Raw genomic sequence first — 16,096 nt, 5'->3', positions numbered from 1 at the left:
CGCTCAACCGTTCATTTACCTTGATGCGAGATAAGCCATAAGCCGAGTTCTGTATTAAGCAATCATCTATCTAGGCCTACTGTTGCCAGTAAGCTCAAGCGACGCACCCAGAGGCGGGACGGGCAGCCCCTTAATTGCCTCTCTATTCGGTCTTGCTCCAAGTGGGGTTTACATAGCCGTGAAGTCTCCAACACGCTGGTGAGCTCTTACCATCACCTTTCCACCCTTACCTAAGTAAAACTTAGGCGGTATATCTCTGTTGCACTTTCCTTCAAGTCGCCTTGACTGGACGTTATCCAGCACTCTGCCCTGTGGAGCTCGGACTTTCCTCTCCTAGATCAAAGTCTAGCAGCGATTGCACGTCTCACTCGCAAAATATATGTTAACATACTTTATTCGAATAAGCAAATACTTTTTTTATACTATTAAAATTTAATTATAATTATATTAAAATTAGTATTATTGTTAACAGGATTATTATTATTAATCCATATATGCTCACCCCGCAAAATAATAAAGTTAATAATATTATTCCTGCTACTATTAATTTGGGGTAGCATAGAAATAAAAGAGGATTCTTACCTGCAAAAAAGGGGAACCATCCATTTATACCTCCATACTTTTTTCGACTTCCTCCTCTAAAAAAACCTTGTATTGCTCTCCTACTATGTTTAAACATATTTTTAAAATCTTTTTTCAAATCCTCTCCAGCTCCACTGGTATAATCATCATCTCTACTCATAATTCACCACAAAATTATTATTACGGTACTATTATATGCATATCTTTCACGATTTAGTTAACATACTTTGATTTTAATAAAAAAATTACTATGAAACAGCTTATTGAAGCATGATTTCATAGTAAAAATAATTTATTATTTATATTTAAATAAATTCATAAGGATCTTCACATTTATTTGAAAAAATGAATTCTACATCTTGAAATTTATCTTTTAAGAATTCTAATGATTTTAAAAATACAAGATATTCTGTTGAAAAATGACCTGCATCTATTATACTTATTCCCATTTCTTTAAAATCAGATGCAAAATGATAAGTTGTATCCCCTGTTATTATACATTGTGCTCCAAGATTTTTTGCTTTTTGAAAGAAGTCCTGACCACTGCCATTTATAACTGCTAATACTTTTATTTTATCAGCACCTCTAACAATTCTCATGTTTTTTACATTTAGATTTGTTTTAACAAGATTGATAATATCATTTAAAGAACGTTCCTTTTCTAGCCTTACAATTCTCCCTATTCCACTATCTTTGTAATTTTTATTTTCACTAGGTTCAATTATTTCACTTGAAGCTAACCCTAACATATTAACTATTGTTTCATTAATTCCACCTTTAACACTATCTAGGTTTGTATGACATGAGTATAAGGCTATATCTTCTTTAATTAAACTTATGACTTTATCACCTAAAAGATCTCCCTTTACTATATTCTTAGGCTTTCTAAATATTAGTGGATGATGAGTTATAATCAAGTCACTTTTAGTTTCGATTGCTTCTTTAATTACTTCTTTTGTACAATCAAGAGCTAGCAAAACCTTCTTCACTTCTTTAGACTCATCGCCAACCATTAATCCCACATTATCATAGTCTTCACTTAAAAATTTCGGAGCAAATTTTTCAATCTCCTCTGCTATATCTATCACCTTAGTCATAAATTCACCACCTAATATTTTTTAATAAATTTTCTAATTTTTCATTTTTTTCTTTAAGTTCACTTTTTCTATTTATGGCATGTTCTGTATTGTCTACAATGAATTCAATAATTCTTTTATTTTTTTCAATTTTGTTTTCTATATATGACTTTAATAACGGAAGCTTTTTGTTTAACATTATAGGGCTTATTTCATAATACATATCTTCCAATTTTATGTAATCACCTAACTTATATCTTACTTTAAAAACTTCATAATATTTATTTTCATCTAAGCATAAATCTTCTTCTAAGATTTCATAGTCATTATTATATAAGTACTCCCTTAAAACTTCAGGATTTTGCGCTGGTTGAAGTATTAAGTAATCAAGGTTCTTTACTTTATTTAAATCTTTTTCTAATATATCTCTAATTAAATTACCGCCCATACCTGCAATTATTACTACCTGAGCTTCTTTATTTTTTAATGGAGATAATCCCCCGCCTAATCTTAATTCAATCTTATTTAATACTCCATCTAATGCAGCATTAATTTCAGCCTTTCTTAACGGATCTTTATTAATGTCAGAGGCAATAACTTTTTCAGCTATATTATTTTTAATTAAATAAATTGGTATATATCCATGATCTGTTCCAACATCCATTATTGTATCAGTCTGGCTGACTTTATCTAAAATCCATTTTAATCTTTTACTTAATTCCATATTTACCTCGCTTTTCTAATAAACATGATACATGCGCTTAAAAATAAGCACCTATTATGTAGGTGCTTATCTTTAATCTAAATAATCTTTTAATTTTTTACTTCTTGATGGATGTCTTAATTTTCTTAAAGCTTTTGCTTCAATTTGTCTAATTCTTTCTCTTGTAACATTAAATTCTTTACCTACTTCTTCAAGAGTTCTAGCTCTTCCATCATCAAGACCAAATCTTAATCTTAGCACTTTTTCTTCTCTTGGTGTTAATGTATCCAATACATTTATTAATTGCTCTTTAAGCATTGTAAATGCTGCTGCCTCAGCTGGTGCTGGAGCTTCATCATCTGGAATGAAATCTCCTAAATGAGAATCTTCTTCTTCACCTATTGGAGTTTCTAATGAAACTGGTTCTTGAGCAATCTTTTGAATTTCACGAACTTTATCTACAGGAAGTTCCATAACTTTTGAAATTTCTTCTGGAAATGGATCTCTACCTAATTCTTGCAATAATTGTCTTTGCACTCTTATAAGTTTATTTATAGTTTCTACCATGTGAACAGGGATTCTTATTGTTCTAGCCTGATCTGCAATAGCTCTTGTTATTGCCTGTCTAATCCACCATGTAGCATAAGTCGAGAATTTATATCCTTTTCTATAATCAAATTTTTCAACAGCTTTAATAAGTCCTAGGTTTCCTTCTTGAATTAAATCTAAGAATAACATACCTCTTCCAACATATCTTTTAGCGATACTTACTACTAATCTTAAATTTGCTTCCGCTAACTTCTTCTTAGCTTTTTGATTTCCTTCTTCAATTTCTCTAGCATAAGTTATTTCTTGTTCAGAAGACAATAAAGGTACTTTACCAATTTCTTTTAAGTACATTCTAACAGGATCATCTATTGCTATACCTTCTGGTACTGATAAATCTATTTCTTCTTCTTCAGGGTCAGTTTCATTTATATCACCTATAATTTCGACACCTGTCATTTCTAAAACTTCATAAATCTTTTCTATTTGCTCTGGACTTAAATCTATATGATCCATTGTTTCCATAATTTCTTTATATGTTAAGGAACCATTCTTTTTGCCCTTATCAATTAATTCCTTTACAGCCACCATTTTAGCATTCTTATCTTTTTTATCATCTTTTGGCTTTACTACTTTTCCATTCGCTTTTTGTTCCATATTATTATTGCCTCCTTCCGTCACAACCTTTAACCTCTCTCTCCCTTTTTAAGTGTCTCTGATAATTTAGCAAGCTCAATTGCAATTTTAATAGATTCTTCAATTTTTCCTTCTTTTTCAAATCTATTTTGTTTTTTCTTTAAATCGTCAATTTGCATTTTAAGTCTGAAGCTTTTTACTTCATTTAAGTAATCATGAATTAATCTATCCTTATCAGTAAAATCTAAGATTTCATGATCTTTAATTTTGATTAATTCTTTAGAACTTTCAATATCATCACATCTGTTTTCTACATAGGACTCTATATTTATAGTATCCTCACTTTTTCCTTGTAATATTAATGAATAAATTTTATTATGTGATTCTATCACAAAATCTCCTAATTTTATGATATTTTTAAGTTCATCATAAAATTCATCTTTAAACATCAACTTTAACAGCGCTCTTTCAGCCTTTAAATATCCTGGTTCTACATATAATTTTGTTCCAACATATTCCTTTTTATTCACAAAATTGTCTTCTTTTTGTTTTTTTGTTATTACTTGTGAAAGTAAGTCATATAATGCCTGTTCTTTAATTGATGTTTCTTCTGAAATTTTCTTTATATATACATCTTTTTCTATAGGATTTAAATCTGCCAAAATTTCTGCGAACTTCTCTCCATATGTTATTAATTCATTGCCATTCTTAAGATTAATTCCTTGCGCCGCCCTTTTAATTTTATACTCTATTAAAGGCAGTGCATCGTTAACCAACCTTAAAAATGCCTCTTTCCCATTATTTCTCACAAATTCATCTGGATCTTTTCCTTCTGGAACTGTTAATACTTTTACATTAAGTCCAGCACTTCGTAAAATTTCTAATCCTCTTTGAGTTGCAGTTTGACCAGCCAAATCAGCATCATAAGAAATTATTACTTTATTTACATATCTCTTAAGAAGTCTTACTTGATTTACAGTAAGTGCAGTCCCAAGCGATGCTACAGCGTTAGTAATACCATATTGATGAAGCGCTATTAAATCCATATATCCTTCAACTATAATTATATAGTCCTCTTGCAGTCTATTCTTAATTGCAAAATTTAACCCATAAAGATTAATTCCTTTTTGGAAAATCATGGTTTCTGGTGAATTTAAATATTTTGGTTTTGAATTATCTAAAACCCTGCCTCCAAATCCAATGACTTTTCCTCTTGCGTCAAATACAGGAAACATCACTCTATTTCTGAACTTATCATATACATTTCCAGTCTTTTCATTCTTTGAAACTAATCCTGCCTCAAGTAATAAATCATTTTTATATCCTTTTGATCTTAAATAATTCATTACTCCGTGCCAACTGTCACTAGAATAGCCCAAGCCAAATCGCTTTATTGTTTCTTCCTTGACTCCTCTTTTTAAAAAATATTCTTTTGCTACTTTATCTTTTTGTAAATTTGCAAAATAATATCGAGCTGCTTCTACATTTATCTTATACAAAAGTTCCTTTTTTCTAGATATCTGATTGTTTTCCTGACTTTTCATTTCTAATGGAATATTAGCCTTATCTGCTAAATATTTTGCTGCTTCTACAAAAGTAAGTTTCTTATATTTCATGACAAATGTAAGCACATTTCCAGCTTCACCACAGGAAAAACACTTGTATATCTGCTTTTCACTTGAAACACTAAATGACGGGGATTTATCATTATGGAATGGACATAAACCCATATAGTTTCTTCCCGATTTCTTTAATCTTACATTTTCTGAAATAATATCAACTATATCATTTTGTTGTTTTATATTTTCAATTACTTCTTCTGGTATTTGCAAGGAGACATCTCCCTCTCTACTGCTTTTTTTGGCAATTATATATTATTCGACATAAAAACAAGTTTTCCTCCTAAACTTTTATAAAAATATTTATTTATTTTAATTGAGTATTCACTTATTCTAAAATAATAATAATTAAATAGCATTACACTATATTAAATAATTCTTTTTTTTATTTTAAAATCCTCTTTTTATTTTAAAACTTGTTTAACAAATATTTAAACTTATTTGGCGATTTTAGCTAAATAGTTAATCAATTACTACCTTTGGCACAAATATTTTATTAAACAAAGATAAACAATAATCATCACTCATTCCAGCAATATAATCAGCAACAGCTCTCTGCAAATTTTCATTTTCCGCTATTGATAAATATATATCTGGCATTTCTTCTGGATTTTCCTCAAAATGTTTTATTAATTGTTGCAAAATAAATTTAGCTTTATTTCTCTCAACCTTTAATGTATCCCCTAAATATATATTTTTAAACATGAATTTTCTAAGTTCAACCATTGCTTCATTGATTTCCTCACTTAGCCCTACTTTTCTAATTCCACTATTAAGATTATCATTAGAAGTTTTTACAAAATCTTTAATTAATATATTCAATCTTTGAGTAGAATTATCACCTAGAACTTTAACAATTTCTTTAGGTATTTCCTCTTTGCTTAATAAACCCGCACGTATAGAATCATCAATATCATGATTTAGATACGCCATTTTATCACTAAATTTAACTACAATTCCTTCTAAAGTAATTATGTCTTTTATAGTTCCAAGTCCACTATGATTTAAAATTCCATTAATAACTTCTTCTGTTAAATTTAGCCCCAAGCCATTGTTTTCAAGCTTAGTTACAACCCTTACACTTTGTTCATTGTGACGAAAACCATCTTTTAAATATTCATTTAACACTTCTTCTCCATTATGTGCAAAAGCTACATGACCTAAATCATGGCCTAATGCAATTGCTTCAATTAAATTTTCATTTAATCCAATTCCTATACCAATATTTCGAGCAACTTGTGATACTTCTAAGGTATGAGTTAATCTTGTTCTATAGTGATCTCCAAAAGTTTTGATATAGACCTGGGTTTTATGTTTAAGGCGCCTAAAGGATTTACTTTGGATAATTCTATCTCTATCAAGCATATAACATGTTCTAATCTCATCATCTTCTTCCTTAACTTTCCTTCCCAGAGAGTTTTTCGAAAAAGCTGCTTCCTTTATCAATGTCAAGCTTTCAAAATTTTGAATTTTTTCTCTCACACTCATATATTCTCACCTCTTTTTATGTATTCTATCTTTATCATTATATTCCTCTATTTATTGGCTATATTTATTATTTGCAAATAATATAAAAATAATATCTATATTAAATAAAAATTTAAACTTTTATAAAACTCTTTAAGTATATTAATAAAATTACTTTAATATTATTTAATTATAAGGAATTTTATTGTATTCTAATTACTTCAACGTTATCAAACACGAAAAACAAAGCTTACTCTCCAAAAACAAAATAATAATTATTCTTTAATTTTTATGACAATGAGTTTGACTAAATGTATTTAGAGTAAAAAACTTTAATTATTATAATATACAATCACTTTATAAAGGAGTGTGTTTATGAGTACAGAAATTTTATCTTTAGAGGAATCTAATCTATCCCCTGAAATAATTAAAGAAAATGTTTTGCCTTATTATAATTTACAAAATGCTAAAATCTCCATAATTAAATTTAAAGATACAGAAAAACAGAGAGCCGTATATAGAATTGACTTTAAAGAAAAAAGTTATTGCTTAAAAAAAGTTTATTACAGCATTGAAGATTTGCTATATGTGTATTCAGCAACCGAGTGGCTTTACAGACATCGTATTAGGGTTCCCAAACTTTTACCTACAATTGATAACAACCGCTTTGTTTCTTATCAAAACATGCTTTTTATTTTAACCCCTTGGATAGAAGGCGATAAATGCAGTTTTGATAATTTAAACCACGTTATAATTTCAGCAGAGAAACTGGCTACTATTCATAATATCTCTCGCAATTTTCATCCCATTGTAGGTAGTTCATTAAAAAAAGGTTTTGATGATTATTACATATCAACATTAAAACATTTTCAAGATTTACTTCACGCATCAAATGAAGCGTTTAAATATAAGGACACTTTTTCAAGGCAATTTATTTTACACTTTGATACGAATTTACAACTTGCTAAACTCTCTCTCGATATTGCTAATAAGATTGAAACTAATAATTTAAGTAAATCTCTATGCCACGGTGATTATGTAAATAAAAATTTAATTTTTCCACACGACTTAGATCCTTGGATAATTGATTTTGATAAATGCAAAATAGATTATTGTTCAAAAGATTTGGCATATTTTATGCGTAGACTACTCAAAAGAGATAATACTAAATGGAATATTCAATTGGCTTTATCTGTTTTAGAAAGTTACCATAAAATATCTCCATTAACTCAATCAGACTTAAGATACATTATATCATATATTTGTTTCCCTCAAAAATATTGGAGAATATCAAGAGATTATTATAAAAACATTAACAAGTGCAACAAGTCTGCCTTCCTAACCTTATTATCTAATGCAGTCTCAAAAACAGATTTCCAATATGAGTTTGCAATAAGTATAATAACTGAAGTGCAAGAAAGATTTAATACTAATTTATTGCTAAAATAAAGGCTCCTTGAATCCAAGGGGCCTTTATTAAAAGTAAATTCTAGTCATATTTAAGCACAACAATCCCTGAATAATCTTTAATATTCGCTTTGCTTAATTCAAGTTCTTCATACTCTTTTGCTTTTAGTCCTGAGGCTGAAATGAATTTATCAACCTTTCCAAAGATATAACCCACTAGCCCTAATGCTTTTGTCCTGTAGTGCATAGGTATAACAATCGTTGGATTTAACTGCTTCATTACCTTAACAGCATCAAATGCATTAATTGTGGCTAAACCACCAACAGGAAGAAGTAATATGTCTACATTTCCTATTTCTTCTATCTGATTAGGGTTTAGAATATGTCCAAGGTCACCACAATGACAAATATTTATATCATCAATATTGAATTTATATATAGTATTTTTCCCCTTCTTTGATCCAGAGCTTTTATCATGAAATGTTTGTACACCGTTTATTTCTATTCCATGTTTTGAAAAATGACCTAGCTCATTTATGTGTACAAAACTACTCTTGACTATATCTATATTATTATGGTCCTTGTGATTGTGACTTGTAGATACTATATCAGCTTCCATTTCAGGCAATTCATAACCAAGCATTTTCTTATAGGGATCTGTTAATACTTTTATTCCACTTTTAGAGGTTATCATAAAACATGATTGGCCAAACCATTTAATTTTCATCTCAACTCTCCACTCTTTATTAATATTGTGGTTTCTATTTTATTTATCTTTATTCTATTTCAATGATGAAACTATTTCTTTTGTAGTTCTAATTCTACCAATCCTAGGAAAAATGTATTTGCAGACATAATCATGTTCTTCTTTTGTTACTGCAGTCATAGCATCTTCTGCAAAAATTTGATTATAACCATGTTGATATGCTTCTCTTGCTGTAGTATCTACACCAATGTTAGTAGAAATTCCACCTAATATAATAGTGTCAATTCCTCTACGTCTTAATTGTAAATCTAGATCAGTACCATAGAAAGCTCCCCATTGTCTCTTTGTAATAATATGAGCATTCTTAGTGTCAGCTATTTCAGGTACTAGGTTATCCCAACCTTCTGGATATTTCATTCCAACAGCTTTTGAATCAGTTTTTGGTTTAACCATATCCTTACCGTCTATAGTAGAAACTCTTACAAGAACTATAAAAGCTCCTTTTTCACTAAATGCCTTAACTAACTTGCTTGCATTTTGAATAACCTCTTCACTTGTATGAGGTGAAAGCTCTCTACCTGCAATTCCATTTTGTAAGTCTATAAGTACAAGAGCACTTTTTTCTACATTAATAAATTCATTTTCATTTAATTTTAAATTTTCCATATTTATATCTCCCTTTTCGTTTTATTTTTTATAGAATTAAGTTATTGATTAAATAAGAATTGTTTAATACTTGTTATAAAAATTAGCTATCCAACAATCTAATAATATTATTCATTTAAATTGAGTTTTTTATAAACCTTAAAGTATACCCAAATTGCATTTGCAAGTAACAATGCACTTGTGATAAGAAATACATATTGCATTCCTAAGATTCCTGCAATCTGCCCACCTAAGACTGAACCTCCAAATACTCCCAAATATCCTGCTGACATATTAAAACCAAATACTCTGCCAGTAAGAGAAGACGGTGTTATTTTTTTTAATATAATATTTACAGATGGATTAAGCCCTGCAGATGCTAGTCCTAATAGAAATCTAAGTCCCATTAACTGCCAAGTATTTTGTACAAAAGCTTGTGGTATAAAAATAATCACTGCACCTATAAGGCATGCTAACATTACTTTATGAGCTCCTATCTTATCTGAAAGTTTTCCAAGTCTTGGAGCCGCAATTATATTGGCAAGGCCAGAAGCTGAAAATGTAATTCCAGCTAAAAGTGCAATATGTGAACTGTTATTAGATAACTGCTTAACATATATTGTTACAATTGGTTCTACAGAATACAATGCTACAGATAATATAAAGAAAGTTAAAAACATCGTAACAGTTAAGCTTTTTTGTGGAACAGAACTCCAAACCTCTTTAATAGTAATTATCTTTTTCTCTTCTCTAACAAATGATTCTTTTACAAATATAAGCGTTGTAATAAATGAAATTAAAAGTAAAGCTCCTGTTATGAAAAATACACTTTGCAAACCTAATATCTCATCTATAAAACCACCAACTGTTGGGCCAAGTAAAGAACCTGCAATACTTGCTGTTGATAGTGTACCTAACGCATATCCTGCATGTTCCTTATCAGTTTGAGTTGCAATAAGTGCAGTACAAGCTGTACTGTAACCAGTAATTACTCCTTGAAGCAACCTTAAGCCTATGAGTATATACACGTTTGGTGCAAACCCCATACATCCTATAGTTATTGCCATACCAAGGCTTGCTCTAAGTATCATTGGCTTTCGTCCATATTTATCAGCTGCACTTCCCCAAATTGGTGAAAAAATAGCTGAAATTATAAATGTGATACCAAAGGCAATTCCTGAAATTTTTGTAATTGTTGCTGTATCTTGAACACCAAGATGTTGTATGTAAAGTGGTAATACTGGGGCAATCTGACTCATTCCTATAGCAGCCACAAATATTCCAAACCAACATACTATTAAATTCTTCCTCCACATTTCCATAAATATACTCCTCTCTTTTGTATAAATTAATATGTAATAAAATCTTTTCATAATAATTATTCAACTAGATTGCGCCACTCTAACAAAATATTGCTCAATAGTAATATTAGTAAACAAAACAATAACAAGTTGTGTATTTTTTCTTAATTAAATTTTCCTTATCCCAAGATTAATTGTAAACTACATTTTATAATTTGTAAACTATAAAATATAGTTTATTGTTTATAACTATAATTTGATAAATATGTTTTGTAATGTTAAACTACTGTTATACGGTAAGATTATAGGAGTGAAAATTAAATGCAAAAAAGAAATTTAACCAAAGAAAAAATTATTCAAGTTTCTTTTTCTTTGGCAGATGAAATTGGTCTTAATCAACTTACTTTCCAAAAAATCGCTGAAAAATTAAATATAAAATATCCTTCTTTATATAATCATTTTACTAATATGGATACTCTTAAAATTGAAATGACAGTATATCTTTTAAATGAATTGAATCAAAAATTAATGCAGAGGTTAATTGGTAAGAGTGGCGATGAGGCCATAAAAGAATATGCTAGGGTTTATAAAGAGTTTGCTTTCGAAAATACGACCGCTTATAGACTTTTTGTGAGTATTCCGAGTACTGAAAACTCAGAGTTATTTAATTTGGCAAAAGGAACTACTCGTATCATTCGTCAGATTTTAGAGTTTTACATTAAGGATGAAATCCGTTTGGTTCATAAGAGCCGAACTTTAAGAAGTCTTTTGCATGGTTTTGTCTCATTATACTCATTTGGATATTTTCATAATAATGAAGTAACTTTAGATGAGAGCTTTGAATCTATGATAGATGACTTTATTTCATCCCTTTCAAAAAAATAAATTAATAACATAAGGTATTACTTAAAAATTAATTTAATAAAAAATAGAGTATAGTGACTTAAAATTATTAATAAAATTAAGTCACTATACTCTATCCTTTTATAGCATTATAATCCTTATTTAATAGCCTATTATATCAAGCTTTCAGATTAAAATTACATTATTTATTCGATTTATCTTGGTTGTTTTACTTGCGCTTGTGCTGCCGCAAGTCTTGCAAGAGGCACTCTAAATGGTGAACATGATACATAGTTAAGGCCTATGTTATGGCAGAATTCAATTGATGATGGATCTCCACCATGTTCTCCACAAATTCCTAGATGAATGTCAGGACGAGTTGCTTTTCCTTTTTCTACTGCTATCTTAACTAGTGAGCCAACTCCTGTTTGGTCTAATTTACCAAATGGATCTTGTTCATAAATCTTCTTTTCATAGTAAGCAGATAAGAACTTAGCAGCATCATCTCTTGAGAATCCAAATGTCATTTGAGTTAAGTCATTTGTACCAAATGAGAAGAATTCAGCTTCTTTAGCTATTTCATCAGCTGTTAAAGCTGCTCTTGGAATTTCAATCATAGTTCCAACTTTATAATTTAAAGTTACGCCTTTTTCTTTCATAACTGCTTCAACTGTATTTACAATTACATCTTTAACATATTTTAATTCCTTAATTTCTCCAACTAATGGAATCATTATTTCTGGTACTATATCATAGCCTTTATCCTTATTAACTTCTATAGCTGCCTCGATAATAGCCCTTGCTTGCATTTCTGCAATTTCTGGGTAAGATACTGCAAGACGGCAGCCTCTGTGACCCATCATAGGGTTAAATTCATGCAACTCTTGAACTGTAGCTTTAAGTTCTTCATAAGTTATGCCCATTTCTCTAGCTAAATCCTTAATATCTTGATCAGCAGTTGGTAAGAACTCATGTAAAGGTGGATCTAATAACCTTATTGTAACAGCTCTTCCTTCCATTGCTTCATATATTCCAATGAAATCTGATTTTTGCATTGGTAATATCTTATCTAAAGCTACTCGTCTTTGTTCTACATCTTTAGAAGTGATCATTTGTCTTACAGCCATAATTCTATCTTCTGCAAAGAACATATGCTCTGTTCTACAAAGACCTATACCTTCTGCACCAAATTCGACAGCTTGCTTTGCATCTCTTGGACTATCTGCATTAGCTCTGACTTTTAATTTTCTTATTTCATCAGCCCATCCCATAAATGTTGCAAAGTGACCTGAAATTTCTGGTGTAACAGTCTTTATCTTTTCTCCATATACATTACCAGAAGTACCATCAATTGAAATATAATCTTCACTAGTATAGACTTTTCCGTTAACTTCTACAGTTCTCTTTTCTTCATCAACTTTAACAGTTCCACATCCAGCTACACAGCAAGTTCCCATTCCTCTAGCAACAACAGCAGCATGAGAAGTCATACCACCTCTTACTGTTAGAATTCCTTGAGCCGCTATCATACCTTCAATATCCTCTGGAGAAGTTTCAAGTCTTACAAGAACTACATCTTCACCAAGTGCAACTCTATCTTTAGCCTCATCAGCTGTAAAGGCAATTTTACCACATGCAGCTCCTGGAGATGCTGGTAACCCCTTAGCTATTGGTGTAGCACTCTTTAAGTCTTCAGTATAGAATGCTGGGTGTAGTAATGTATCTAATTGTTTTGGTTCAACCTTTAAAATTGCTTCTTCCTTAGTAAGCATTCCTTCTTCAACTAAGTCAACTGCAATCTTCAAGGCAGCTTGAGCTGTTCTTTTACCATTTCTAGTTTGTAAGAAATATAACTTACCTTCTTCTATAGTTATCTCCATATCTTGCATATCTTTATAGTGAGATTCTAACTTATCAACTATGTTTTCAAATTCCTCATAAATCTTAGGATCTTGTTCCTTTAATTTTGATATTGGAAGTGGTGTTCTAATTCCTGCAACAACATCTTCACCTTGTGCGTTCATTAAATATTCACCATAAATCGCTTTTTCACCATTAGCTGGATTTCTTGAAAATACAACTCCAGTTCCTGATGTTTCTCCTTTATTTCCAAATACCATTTGTTGTACATTTACAGCTGTACCCCATTCTCCTGGAATATCATTTAACCTTCTATATACTATAGCTCTTGGATTATCCCATGATCTAAAAACAGCTGTTATAGATTCTATTAATTGAACTTTTGGATCACTCGGGAAATCTTCACCTTTTTCCTTTTTATAAAGAGCTTTAAACTCAGAAACTAATTCTTTCAAATCATCAGCTGTTAAATCTGTATCAAATTCAACACCTTTCTTTTCTTTAAGTTCATCGATTTTATTTTCAAATAATCTCTTTTCAATACCCATAACAACATCAGAGAACATTTGAATAAATCTTCTGTATGAATCATATGCAAATCTAGGATTGCCTGTTAGCTCTGCCATAGCTTCTACTGCTTCATCATTTAATCCAAGATTTAAAATAGTATCCATCATTCCTGGCATTGAAACTCTTGCTCCAGATCTTACTGAAACTAGTAAAGGATTTGTGTTATCTCCAAATTTCTTTCCTGTGGATTCTTCAAGTTTAGCTAAATTATCATAAATTTGACATATTATTTCGTCAGAAATTTTTCTACCATCTTCGTAATACTTATTACAAGCTTCTGTTGTAACAATAAAACCATTTGGTACTGGAATTCCTAAGCTAGTCATTTCTGCTAAATTAGCACCTTTTCCTCCAAGAAGATTTCTCATTGAAGCATTTCCTTCACTAAAAAGATATACATACTTATTTGACATCTCAATACTCCCTCTTTTCTTGTATTTTTCTCAATATATTTACTATCGATGTCTATCCTAGGCATATTCAACAGAATAATAAATCAGCATGCTGGTCTATTTCCCGTTACACTTCGTCAGTATATTTACCTAATAGCCCACACTATGAGGTAAACATACTTCCTTGCCTAACTGGAAATATACATCGCATCATGGACTTATTATTTTCTTTCATATGCCTAAAGACCTCGTAGTTACCCAAATAATTAATTCTCACTTTCTCCAAGTCTAACAAATAATTTTGTTATATTAGTCTTAGAGACTTTGCCTATTATTTTCATTTGATCCTTACCATCAGACCTTTTTATTATGTCAACAACTGGAATACTGTCGATTTCATGTTCAATTATTTTCTTAGCTAACTCATAGGCATTATCGTTTTCGTTTGCACAAATAATATTTGGCATTCTAGTCATGATTACGCCAACTGGAACCTTATGAATATCGGTCCCCCCTATAGAAATTTTAAGAAAATCTTTTCTTGAAACAGCACCTGTTAATACTCCATTGTTTTCTATAAATAATGTCCCAACATCATTTAAAAACAAGAATACGATTGCATCATATACCATTGTATCTTCGCTTACAGTCACTGGTTTAGACATTATTTCAGACACTTTAATTTTACTTATTTGTTGATAAACTAATTTATTAGAAGATTTTCCTGTATATACATATCCAACTTTTGGCCTAGCATCTAAGGTTCCTATCATTGTGAGTACTGCTAAATCTGCTCTAAGAGCAGCTCTAGTCACTCCAATCTTCTCAGCAAGCGCCTCACTTGTTATTGGCGCATTTTCTTTAACTAAGCATACTATTTCTTCTTGCCTAGGTGATAATTTCAATCTTATCCCTCTTTCTATAAATTCAAGAAATATTTAGTTAATCTTCATTAATTTTTATCACACTCTAATTATATCATGTAATTATTGTTTGACTAGAGTTAATTTTCAGAAAAATCAAATAAATTCACCAAATATTTCTTGAATACTAATTTTATATACTTTTTAAATCTATTTTTCTTTATTTTTCTCTTAATATCCTTTAATTTTCTGAATTTTCTTTTTCTTCATCAAAGTTAACAGTATAACTATAAACTGTTTCAGATCCTGGATATACTTTTTGATTTGAATCGCTGTCCTTTTTATTGCTTTCATAATCATGCTTTATTTCACTAACTTTACTTTTAATGATATCAGCAAAATCACTTGCTGCATTTTTAACATTACTTGCGACTTCAGAAACATACTTATTTATTACTTCTACCGATCCATCTTCTTTAGTTATTTCAATAGTAATTTGTGTTGCTATAGCCGCAATAACACCAGCTGCAAGTATTGGTGGAATAATAATAGCCACAACTCCTGCTGCAATCCCTGCATTAACAGGAATATCTATTAGTTCAGTATCGTCCTTCTTTATCTTTATTCGAGTTACATTACCCTTTTCTATTGTTTGTTTAAACCATGCTTTTAATTCTTCTATAGAGATTGGTGTTTTACTATCATCTTCAAAAGCTTCATTTTCATTATTTTGTGTTCCTTCAGCCTTTTCAATGTATATTAAAGCTTCTAATACATCTCCTTCACTTTTTTCTAAGGCTTCTTTAGCTTTTTCATAGCTAACACCTGTTCTCTCACGTATCATATCAACTTTTTCCAATGTTATATTTTCCATAAATCA

The 16,096-nt window shown here is 30.2% G+C and carries 14 protein-coding genes and 1 other RNA gene; 2 read left to right on the top strand and 13 right to left on the bottom strand.

Features of this window, described 5'->3' with window-relative positions:
* Positions 1-22: 22 nt before the first annotated feature.
* From rnpB to COL3_RS27880, 7 genes are all read right to left on the bottom strand, one after another.
* Positions 23-371: RNase P RNA component class A (gene rnpB, locus COL3_RS27910), an RNA gene on the bottom strand.
* Between the two features lie 71 nt (positions 372-442).
* Entirely contained in the window at positions 443-742 is a 300-nt protein-coding gene (locus COL3_RS27905; RefSeq protein WP_008429589.1) for a hypothetical protein, read from the bottom strand.
* A gap of 145 nt (positions 743-887) precedes the next feature.
* Positions 888-1,679 carry a Nif3-like dinuclear metal center hexameric protein gene (locus COL3_RS27900; RefSeq protein ID WP_008429592.1) on the bottom strand — a complete coding sequence of 264 codons (792 nt, stop codon included), beginning with the start codon at positions 1,677-1,679 and terminating at the stop codon, positions 888-890.
* Positions 1,680-1,683: 4 nt separating this feature from the next.
* Positions 1,684-2,382 (bottom strand): class I SAM-dependent methyltransferase, encoded by a 699-nt coding sequence (locus COL3_RS27895; RefSeq protein WP_008429595.1) that lies wholly within the window; start codon positions 2,380-2,382, stop codon positions 1,684-1,686.
* Positions 2,383-2,454: 72 nt separating this feature from the next.
* On the bottom strand, positions 2,455-3,564 hold the full coding sequence (rpoD, locus tag COL3_RS27890) for an RNA polymerase sigma factor RpoD (RefSeq protein WP_008429597.1): 1,110 nt from the start codon (positions 3,562-3,564) through the stop codon (positions 2,455-2,457).
* A gap of 29 nt (positions 3,565-3,593) precedes the next feature.
* A complete protein-coding gene (gene dnaG, locus COL3_RS27885; protein ID WP_008429599.1) occupies positions 3,594-5,375 on the bottom strand; it encodes a DNA primase in 1,782 nt (593 codons plus the stop codon).
* Positions 5,376-5,624: 249 nt separating this feature from the next.
* Positions 5,625-6,650: a deoxyguanosinetriphosphate triphosphohydrolase gene (locus COL3_RS27880; RefSeq protein WP_008429601.1), complete on the bottom strand. Its 1,026-nt coding sequence runs from the start codon at positions 6,648-6,650 to the stop codon at positions 5,625-5,627.
* Positions 6,651-7,004: 354 nt separating this feature from the next.
* Between COL3_RS27880 and COL3_RS27875 the strand changes: the two genes are divergently transcribed.
* Complete coding sequence (locus tag COL3_RS27875; RefSeq protein ID WP_008429603.1) at positions 7,005-8,078, top strand: CotS family spore coat protein; 1,074 nt, start codon at positions 7,005-7,007, stop codon at positions 8,076-8,078.
* Between the two features lie 40 nt (positions 8,079-8,118).
* On the opposite strand, the gene COL3_RS27870 is transcribed toward COL3_RS27875, so the two are convergent.
* The 3 genes from COL3_RS27870 to COL3_RS27860 form a co-directional block, all read right to left on the bottom strand.
* Positions 8,119-8,763 (bottom strand): MBL fold metallo-hydrolase, encoded by a 645-nt coding sequence (locus COL3_RS27870; protein ID WP_008429604.1) that lies wholly within the window; start codon positions 8,761-8,763, stop codon positions 8,119-8,121.
* Positions 8,764-8,817: 54 nt separating this feature from the next.
* Positions 8,818-9,408, bottom strand: coding sequence for a hydrolase (locus tag COL3_RS27865; protein WP_008429606.1), 591 nt, complete (start codon positions 9,406-9,408; stop codon positions 8,818-8,820).
* Positions 9,409-9,515: 107 nt separating this feature from the next.
* On the bottom strand, positions 9,516-10,709 hold the full coding sequence (locus tag COL3_RS27860) for a multidrug efflux MFS transporter (RefSeq protein ID WP_008429608.1): 1,194 nt from the start codon (positions 10,707-10,709) through the stop codon (positions 9,516-9,518).
* A 300-nt stretch (positions 10,710-11,009) separates the two neighbouring features.
* Here COL3_RS27860 and COL3_RS27855 point away from each other — a divergent pair, with 300 nt between their 5' ends.
* Positions 11,010-11,573, top strand: a complete 564-nt coding sequence (locus COL3_RS27855; RefSeq protein WP_008429610.1) for a TetR/AcrR family transcriptional regulator — start codon at positions 11,010-11,012, stop codon at positions 11,571-11,573.
* A 173-nt stretch (positions 11,574-11,746) separates the two neighbouring features.
* Here the strand turns inward: COL3_RS27855 and ppdK are convergent, their stop codons facing one another.
* The 3 genes from ppdK to COL3_RS27840 all read right to left on the bottom strand — a co-directional run bounded on the left by ppdK (position 11,747) and on the right by COL3_RS27840 (position 16,090).
* Entirely contained in the window at positions 11,747-14,374 is a 2,628-nt protein-coding gene (gene ppdK, locus COL3_RS27850) for a pyruvate, phosphate dikinase (protein ID WP_008429612.1), read from the bottom strand.
* A gap of 245 nt (positions 14,375-14,619) precedes the next feature.
* The gene (locus COL3_RS27845) at positions 14,620-15,258 is read right to left on the bottom strand and encodes a helix-turn-helix transcriptional regulator (RefSeq protein WP_008429614.1); all 639 of its coding nucleotides are present in this window, start codon (positions 15,256-15,258) and stop codon (positions 14,620-14,622) included.
* Positions 15,259-15,457: 199 nt separating this feature from the next.
* Positions 15,458-16,090, bottom strand: coding sequence for a DUF4342 domain-containing protein (locus COL3_RS27840; RefSeq protein WP_008429617.1), 633 nt, complete (start codon positions 16,088-16,090; stop codon positions 15,458-15,460).
* Positions 16,091-16,096: the final 6 nt, after the last annotated feature.

This window comes from Clostridium sp. LS (genome assembly GCF_002760435.1).
Lineage (GTDB): Bacteria > Bacillota > Clostridia > Clostridiales > Clostridiaceae > Clostridium.
The sequence above is the reverse complement of the archived record's forward strand: the minus strand, read 5'-3'. Positions and strand labels throughout refer to the sequence as shown.

Coding starts and splice junctions, on each gene's coding strand:
- COL3_RS27840 (WP_008429617.1), bottom strand. CDS start 16,090: ATGGAAAATATAACATTGGAAAAAGTTGATATGATACGTGAGAGAACA.
- ppdK (WP_008429612.1), bottom strand. CDS start 14,374: ATGTCAAATAAGTATGTATATCTTTTTAGTGAAGGAAATGCTTCAATG.
- rpoD (WP_008429597.1), bottom strand. CDS start 3,564: ATGGAACAAAAAGCGAATGGAAAAGTAGTAAAGCCAAAAGATGATAAA.
- COL3_RS27860 (WP_008429608.1), bottom strand. CDS start 10,709: ATGGAAATGTGGAGGAAGAATTTAATAGTATGTTGGTTTGGAATATTT.
- COL3_RS27900 (WP_008429592.1), bottom strand. CDS start 1,679: ATGACTAAGGTGATAGATATAGCAGAGGAGATTGAAAAATTTGCTCCG.
- COL3_RS27855 (WP_008429610.1), top strand. CDS start 11,010: ATGCAAAAAAGAAATTTAACCAAAGAAAAAATTATTCAAGTTTCTTTT.
- COL3_RS27870 (WP_008429604.1), bottom strand. CDS start 8,763: ATGAAAATTAAATGGTTTGGCCAATCATGTTTTATGATAACCTCTAAA.
- COL3_RS27875 (WP_008429603.1), top strand. CDS start 7,005: ATGAGTACAGAAATTTTATCTTTAGAGGAATCTAATCTATCCCCTGAA.
- COL3_RS27895 (WP_008429595.1), bottom strand. CDS start 2,382: ATGGAATTAAGTAAAAGATTAAAATGGATTTTAGATAAAGTCAGCCAG.
- COL3_RS27880 (WP_008429601.1), bottom strand. CDS start 6,650: ATGAGTGTGAGAGAAAAAATTCAAAATTTTGAAAGCTTGACATTGATA.
- COL3_RS27905 (WP_008429589.1), bottom strand. CDS start 742: ATGAGTAGAGATGATGATTATACCAGTGGAGCTGGAGAGGATTTGAAA.
- COL3_RS27865 (WP_008429606.1), bottom strand. CDS start 9,408: ATGGAAAATTTAAAATTAAATGAAAATGAATTTATTAATGTAGAAAAA.